The 7,088-nt window shown below is 73.7% G+C and carries 9 protein-coding genes; 2 read left to right on the forward strand and 7 right to left on the reverse strand.

The genetic code is table 11. The annotated features are described in order from the left end of the window. Window positions 1-3: 3 nt before the first annotated feature. Genes EF903_RS35075 through EF903_RS08590 form a run of 4 tightly spaced genes read right to left on the reverse strand, consistent with a single transcriptional unit; the run spans window position 4 to window position 1,657 of the window. Window positions 4-642 carry a DUF6286 domain-containing protein gene (locus EF903_RS35075; protein WP_125542497.1) on the reverse strand — a complete coding sequence of 213 codons (639 nt, stop codon included), beginning with the start codon at window positions 640-642 and terminating at the stop codon, window positions 4-6. Continuing rightward, a complete protein-coding gene (locus EF903_RS35080) occupies window positions 639-1,031 on the reverse strand; it encodes a hypothetical protein (protein ID WP_125542499.1) in 393 nt (130 codons plus the stop codon). The genes EF903_RS35075 and EF903_RS35080 overlap by 4 nt, the downstream gene beginning before the upstream one ends. Then, the gene (locus EF903_RS08585; protein ID WP_125542501.1) at window positions 1,028-1,219 is read right to left on the reverse strand and encodes a hypothetical protein; all 192 of its coding nucleotides are present in this window, start codon (window positions 1,217-1,219) and stop codon (window positions 1,028-1,030) included. The genes EF903_RS35080 and EF903_RS08585 overlap by 4 nt, the downstream gene beginning before the upstream one ends. Before the next feature lie 12 nt (window positions 1,220-1,231). Then, a complete protein-coding gene (locus EF903_RS08590) occupies window positions 1,232-1,657 on the reverse strand; it encodes an Asp23/Gls24 family envelope stress response protein (protein ID WP_125542503.1) in 426 nt (141 codons plus the stop codon). A gap of 194 nt (window positions 1,658-1,851) precedes the next feature. On the opposite strand from EF903_RS08590, the gene EF903_RS08595 reads away from it, so the two are divergent. Further along, entirely contained in the window at window positions 1,852-2,787 is a 936-nt protein-coding gene (locus EF903_RS08595) for a zinc-binding dehydrogenase (RefSeq protein ID WP_260614966.1), read from the forward strand. A gap of 74 nt (window positions 2,788-2,861) precedes the next feature. Here the strand turns inward: EF903_RS08595 and EF903_RS08600 are convergent, their stop codons facing one another. The 3 genes from EF903_RS08600 to abc-f form a co-directional block, all read right to left on the reverse strand. Continuing rightward, entirely contained in the window at window positions 2,862-3,641 is a 780-nt protein-coding gene (locus EF903_RS08600; RefSeq protein ID WP_125542506.1) for an enoyl-CoA hydratase/isomerase family protein, read from the reverse strand. A gap of 164 nt (window positions 3,642-3,805) precedes the next feature. Continuing rightward, window positions 3,806-4,027 carry a helix-turn-helix domain-containing protein gene (locus EF903_RS08605; protein WP_179175146.1) on the reverse strand — a complete coding sequence of 74 codons (222 nt, stop codon included), beginning with the start codon at window positions 4,025-4,027 and terminating at the stop codon, window positions 3,806-3,808. A gap of 353 nt (window positions 4,028-4,380) precedes the next feature. After that, on the reverse strand, window positions 4,381-5,979 hold the full coding sequence (gene abc-f, locus EF903_RS08610) for a ribosomal protection-like ABC-F family protein (RefSeq protein ID WP_125542508.1): 1,599 nt from the start codon (window positions 5,977-5,979) through the stop codon (window positions 4,381-4,383). Between the two features lie 209 nt (window positions 5,980-6,188). Here abc-f and EF903_RS08615 point away from each other — a divergent pair, with 209 nt between their 5' ends. Continuing rightward, window positions 6,189-7,076: a neutral zinc metallopeptidase gene (locus tag EF903_RS08615; RefSeq protein WP_125542510.1), complete on the forward strand. Its 888-nt coding sequence runs from the start codon at window positions 6,189-6,191 to the stop codon at window positions 7,074-7,076. Window positions 7,077-7,088: the final 12 nt, after the last annotated feature.

Here is a 7,088-nt window from a genome sequence, read left to right on the forward strand (position 1 = left end):
GTCTCACCTCTTTCCGGCCGCGGCCCTCGCGACCCGGACCCGCGGGTGCGGCGGGCGCGCGAGGGCCAGTTCGCCGATGCCTGCCGCGAGAACCCGCTCCAGGTCGGCCCGTACGTCGTCCAGTTCGCGGAAGTGCGAGGTCGCGGCCACGGCGATGCGGCGCCGGCGGACCCGGACCCGCGCGGACCGCACTCCCGGCACTTCCAGGACGCGGTCCCGGAGCACGCGGGCGGCGTCCCGGCGGCCGATCCCGGCCCGGACCCCGGCAGCCGGGCCCCCGCCGGCGTCCCCGGCCGCCCCCGCCGCGGGCTTGTGCCCGGGCTCGGGCTCCGGGGGCAGCATCATCAGGATGCGGCGCAGCCCGGGGGCGAGGGCGAGCAGCATCAGGACGGCCCCGACCGCGGCCAGGACGCCGGCGGCCACGAGCGCTTCGGGGTCCGCGGGTGCGTACCGGTCGAGGGCGTCCGCGACGGCGCGGCGCCACTGCAGGGCGGGCCGCCCGGCCCGTACGGCGGCCAGGTCGTACAGGAGGAGGCCGGCCGCGGCGAGCAGGGCGAGGGCCAGGAGCGCGGCGGGGAGCCGCCGCGCCGACCGGAACCGCCGGACCGGGCGCCGGGGGGCCGGCGGGGCGGGTGCCGTCACCGCGGCTTCCGCTGCAGGGCGGCACCCGGTGTGCCCGGCGGGTGCAGGTGCTCGATGTCGATGTCGACCTCCGGGACGGACATGGCGGCGCACTCCTCGATGCGGCGGACGACCCGGCTGCGGACGGCGGCGCACTGGGCGCCGAGGTCGGAGGGGTATCCGAGCTCCAGGCTGATGCGGACCCGCGCGACGTCGTGGTGGACGGTGACCGTGGCGTGCGGGGCGGCGGGCTGCCCCCGGCCCCCCATGCGCGGCTGCCCGCCGGGTTCGCGGGCCAGCGCCTCGCGCGCGGCCTGTGCGGCGATCTTCGCGACGACCCTGTCGGCGATGTGGGTCGCCCCGCGCTCGGCGGGCGGTACCGGGGGCGGGGTGGGCCGCGGTGTGCTCACCGGGGCCCCCTGCCGTGGTCCCGGGGCCGGAACAGCTCGCCGGGATCGAGGTCTCCGTCCAGGAACCGGCCGGCGACGAACCCGACCGCGCCCAGCGCTGCGACCAGCAGGAACGCCCCGAAACCGCCGAAGTATCCGGCGAAGGCGAGGGCCATGCCGGCGAAGAGGCCGACGACAGCCATCCTCATGCGGCCTCCCTCCTACTGGATCCGGGGTTCGGGCTCGTCGTCGGGCTCGTCGGGCAGTTTGACGTCGCTGACGGCGATGTTGACCTCGACGACCTCAAGGCCCGTCATCCGCTCGACGGCCGCGATGACGTTCTCCCGGACGGCGCCGGCGACGTCGCGGATGGCCACGCCGTACTCGACGACGATCTCCAGGTCGAGGGCGGTCTGGACCTCGCCGACCTCGGCCTTGACGCCCCGTGTGACGGACTGCTTGGACCCGCCGGGGACGCGGTCGCGGACTGCCCCGAGGGTGCGGGACATGCCGCTGCCCATGGCGTGGACGCCGACGACTTCGCGGGCCGCCATTCCGGCGATCTTCTCGACCACGCCGTCGGCGATGCTCGTACGGCCGCGTTCCGCGGGAGCGCGGGCGGCGCCCCCGGCTGAGGATTCACTCATCGCAGATCCTTTCAGGCGGATTTGTCCCCCTCTGGACCACGGTAAGTGCGCCGACGGGAAGGCGCTCCGGGACTAGGCCGGACGGCGGGGTGCGGCCCTTGACCTCAACCGCCCTTGAGGTCGGAGAGTGGATCGCGACAGGGCCTGGGGCCCGTGGAAGCGAGGCAGAGGGGGACGCCGTGAAGGCGGTGCGGGTGGATGCGTACGGAGGTCCGGAGGTGCTGGTTCCGGTGGAACTGCCCGATCCGGTGCCGGAAGCCGGCGAACTCCTGATCCGGGCGGAGGCCGTCGACACGATTTTCGTGGAGACGCAGATACGCGCCGGCTGGGGCGACCGGTTCGGCATCACTCCGCCGTACGTGCCCGGGGGCGCGGCGGCGGGGACGGTCGCCGGGGTCGGTGCGGGCGTCGACGAGGGGTGGCTCGGGCGTCGCGTCCTGGTGGCGGGGGCGGCTCTCGGCACGTACGCGGAGCTGGTCCGCGCACCGCTTGGACACGCGGTCGCCGTCCCCGACGGCCTCGGGCCGGCGGAGGCGGCCGCGCTCGGCCACGACGGGGTGACGGCCGCGGGCATCGCCGCCGCGGCCGGGATCACCGCCGGGACCCGGGTGCTCGTCCTGGGCGCGGCCGGCGGGATGGGGACGCTGCTGGTGCAGCTCGCCCTGGCGGCAGGCGCGGAGGTGGTCGGCGCGGCACGGGGCGAGCGGAAGCTCGCGCTGGTGCGGAGCCTGGGCGCGCACACGGTGGTGGACTACACGGAGGAGGGCTGGGCCGGGCGGGTCGGCGGGGTGGACCTGCTGCTGGACGGAGTCGGCGGGGAACTGGGTCGGGCCGCCTTCGCCCTGGTCCGCGACGGGGGCCGGATCTCGGCGCACGGCGCGCCGAGCGGCGGATTCGCCGAGCCCGATCCTCTGGAGGCCGGGCGCCGCGGGATCACGGTCACCGGCATCCGGGAGGTGCAGTTCGAGCCGGAGCAGCGGCGGCGGCTGGCCTCGTTCGCGCTCGGCGAGGCGGCGGCGGGCCGGCTGCGGCCGGTGGTGTCCCGGACGTTCCCGCTGGACCGGGCGGCGGATGCGCACCGGGCGATCGAGGCGCGCGAGGTTCCGGGCAAGGCACTGCTGGTCCCGTGACGGGGGTACGGGACCGCTGCCCGTCCGGGGCGGCGGGCGGCCCCGCCATCGGGCGGGGCCGTTCGCGGGCGAGGTCAGTCGGAGAGGCCTGCGAGGTCGCGCAGGCGGCGGGCCTGGGCGGCGCGCTCGGCGGCGCGCTGTTCGTCGTAGCCGCGGGTGTGGGCGTCGCGGAGCAGCGCCTTGGTCTCGATGACGGCGTCCCGCGGCGGGGCGACGAGGGCCGTGGTGAGGTCCTTGACCGCGGCGTCGAGCTCGTCCGCGGGCACGACGAGGTTGGCGAGCCCGATCCGCTCGGCCTCCTCGGCGTGGACGAAGCGGCCCGTGGCGCAGATCTCCAGCGCGCGGGCGTAGCCGACGAGCGAGGTAAGGGGCTGCGTCCCGGCCAGGTCGGGCACGAGTCCCAGGCTGGTCTCGCGCATGGCGAACTGCACGTCGTCGGCGACGACGCGGAGGTCGCAGGCCAGCGCGAGCTGGAAGCCGGCGCCGATGGCGTGGCCCTGCACGGCGGCGATCGAGACGATGTCGTTGCGCCGCCACCAGGTGAACGCCTCCTGGTACGCGGCGATGGTGGAGTCGAGCAGCTCGTCCGAGCCGCGGGCGAGGTCGAGGAAGGACGGTTCGCCCTCGAAGCCCTCGGGGGTGAACGCCTGCCGGTCGAGGCCCGCGGAGAAGGACCTGCCCTCACCGCGCAGTACCACGACCCGGACGGTGCCGGGCAGCGACCGTCCGGCCTCCGTCAACGCCCTCCAGAGCGCAGGGGACTGGGCGTTCCGCTTGGCCGGATTGGTCAGTGTCACCGTGGCGACGGCGTCGTCCACGGTGAGCCGTACGCCGTCCTTGTCGAGCAGAGCCATCTGGGTGCCTCCGGTGTGCAGTCGGCCGCGGTGTCGGCCTAAGTGACTGCACAGTAACCACCCGGTCGGCCGTTGGACCGGCCGGGGGGTCACCGAAGGAACCGCGGTGCAGGCATGAAGGCGCCGCTGGTCCGGACCCCGGACCTGCGGCCGGGGTCTCCGATTCAGATCGAAGCCGCTTTCTTGCCGCGCGTCGCGCCACCGCGGCCGCGCAGCACGACTCCGGACTCGCTGAGCATCCGGTGGACGAACCCGTAGGACCGGCCGGTTTCCTCGGCCAGCGCCCGGATGCTCGCACCGGAGTCGTACTTCTTCTTCAGGTCTGCCGCGAGCTTGTCGCGCGCGGCGCCGGTCACCCGGCTGCCCTTCTTCAGAGTCTCGGCCACCCGTGCCTCCTCATGGGAAGTGCGCTCTGGACTTCTCATGATCACCCCTCCCCGGCTTCCTGGCCACCCATTCAGCAAGGTCGGCACGACGGCATTTCCCGGGCCGTGGACACCCGAGCGGAACGGAATCCCCTCTTCCGCTGCATGACGTCCGTCACATCCGCCCGAGAGCGCAAGGAATGTCCAGGTCAGGGGCGGAACACAGAAAGAACGAAGCCCGGGCGCGGCGCCGCGTGCGGCGCAACCGGGGCCGTCGTCCAGAGCGCGACGGTACGAGACCGTCTCACTCAGATGATGGAGAAAGACCTGGGCCGAATGATCGACAAGGAACTGGATCAGTCCGCGGCAGGAGGTCAGGCGAGGGCCACGAGGTCCCGGTAGTCCGGGCCCCACAGGTCCTCCACGCCGTCCGGGAGCAGGATGATCCGCTCCGGCTCCAGCGCGTCGACGGCCCCTTCGTCGTGCGTGACGAGGATGACGGCGCCCTTGTAGGTGCGCAGCGCGCCGAGGATCTCCTCACGGCTGGCCGGGTCCAGGTTGTTGGTCGGCTCGTCGAGGAGGAGCACGTTCGCCGAGGAGACGACCAGCGTCGCGAGCGCGAGACGGGTCTTCTCCCCGCCGGAGAGCACTCCCGCCGGCTTGTCCACGTCGTCGCCGGAGAAAAGGAACGAGCCCAGCGTCTTGCGGACGTCGACCAGGTCCAGGTCGGGCGCCGCGGAGCGCATGTTCTCCAGCACCGTGCGGTCCGGGTCGAGAGTCTCGTGCTCCTGCGCGTAGTAGCCCAGCTTGAGGCCGTGGCCGGGGGTCACGGCGCCCGTGTCGGGCTTCTCCGCACCCGCGAGCAGACGCAGCAGGGTGGTCTTGCCGGCGCCGTTGAGGCCGAGGATCACGACGCGGGAGCCCTTGTCGATCGCCAGGTCGACGTCCGTGAAGATCTCCAGCGAGCCGTACGACTTCGACAGGCCCTCGGCGGTCAGCGGCGTCTTGCCGCAGGGCGCCGGATCGGGGAAGCGCAGCTTGGCGACCTTGTCCTGGGCGCGCACCGCCTCCAGGCCGGACAGCAGGCGGTCGGCGCGCTTGGCCATGTTCTGCGCGGCCACGGTCTTGGTGGCCTTGGCGCGCATCTTGTCGGCCTGCGCGTTCAGGGCCGCGGCCTTCTTCTCGGCGTTCTGGCGCTCGCGCTTGCGGCGCTTCTCGTCCGCCTCGCGCTGCTGCTGGTAGAGCTTCCAGCCCATGTTGTAGACGTCGATGACCGAGCGGTTGGCATCCAGGTAGAAGACCTTGTTGACGACCGTCTCGACGAGGTCGACATCGTGGGAGATCACGATGAAGCCGCCGCGGTACGTCTTCAGGTAGTCCCGCAGCCAGATGATCGAGTCCGCGTCCAGGTGGTTGGTCGGCTCGTCGAGGAGCAGGGTGTCGGCGTCCGAGAAGAGGATCCGGGCGAGCTCGACCCGGCGGCGCTGGCCGCCGGAGAGGGTGTGCAGGGGCTGTCCCAGGACGCGGTCGGGCAGGCCCAGCGCAGCCGAGATGGTCGCGGCCTCCGACTCGGCGGCGTACCCGCCCTTGGTGAGGAACTCGGTCTCCTGGCGCTCGTACTGGCGCAGGGCCTTCTCGCGGGTGGCGCCCGAGCCGTTGGCGATGCGGTCCTCGTTCGCGCGCATCTTCTTGATCAGCACGTCGAGGCCGCGGGCCGAGAGGATCCGGTCCCGGGCGAGGACGTCCAGGTCGCCGGTGCGCGGGTCCTGCGGCAGGTAGCCGACCTCGCCCGAGCGGGTGATGCTGCCCGCGGCGGGCTGCCCCTCCCCCGCGAGGCACTTGGTGAGGGTCGTCTTGCCGGCCCCGTTGCGGCCGACCAGGCCGATGCGGTCGCCCTTGGCGACGCGGAAGGAAGCGGACTCGATGAGGATGCGGGCGCCGGCGCGCAGCTCGATGCCGGTGGCGGTGATCACGGAAATACTCCAGGGCGGTGGGAACGGCGGAAGGGGGCGGGGGGGCGAGCTTCGACGCCGCTAATCCGCGAGGAGATTTGCCATGGGGGTCAGTCTACCGGGGGCGCGCAACCACTTTTCGGGCCGCGGCCCGGAGCGCATACCGGCACGAACAGAGTGATACTCGCCGCAGGGGCGGCAGCGGCTGGTGGATGCGAGGACGGTGCTGCATGCAGTTCGACGACGATGCCCGGCTCGACACCTCGGGAGTCAAGGACGTGCGCGGGCGCCGCGTCCCCGGCGGGCGGGCGACGGTCGGCGGCGGCATCGCCGGAATCCTGGCACTCGTGATCGGCCTGCTGTTCGGCGTCGGACCCGACCAGCTCGGACTCACCGGCGAACCGGAGCCCGGCACCGGGGGCACGGCGGTCGGCGAGGTGCAGAGGTCCTGCCTGACCGGGCGGGACGCCAACACCCGCGAGGACTGCCGGACGGCGGCGGTCGTGCGCAGCGCCCAGGACTTCTGGGGCCAGGAGTTCGCCCGGCGCTCCGGTCGCTACGCCCCCGCCTCCACCGTGCTCTTCACCGGCCGGGTGGACACCGCCTGCGGAACCGCCACCGCCGCCGTGGGCCCCTTCTACTGCCCCGCCGACCGGCAGGTCTACCTGGACATGGACTTCTTCCACGACCTGCGGACGAAGCTCGGCGCCACCGGCGGGCCCTTCGCGCAGGCGTACGTCGTCGCCCACGAGTACGGGCACCACGTGCAGAACCTGACGGGCACCCTCGCACGGGCGCAGGACGGCCGGCAGGGCGCGGGCAGCAACGCGGTGCGGACCGAGCTGCAGGCCGACTGCTACGCCGGGGTGTGGGCCCGCAACGCGGTCCGCACCCCCGACTCGGCCACGGGCCGCCCCCTGCTGCGGGCACTGACCGAGCAGGACATCGCCGAGGCGCTCGACGCGGCGGCCGCGGTCGGCGACGACCGCATCCAGGCGCGCTACCAGGGCCGGGTCACCCCTGAATCCTGGACCCACGGGTCCGCCCGCGAGCGGCAGCAGTGGTTCCTGGAGGGGTACCGCACGGGCGACATGGCCCGGTGCGACACGTTCCGCTGACCGGGGGCGGGG

The organism is Streptomyces sp. WAC05292 (assembly GCF_003949955.1).
Classification (GTDB): domain Bacteria; phylum Actinomycetota; class Actinomycetes; order Streptomycetales; family Streptomycetaceae; genus Streptomyces; species Streptomyces globosus.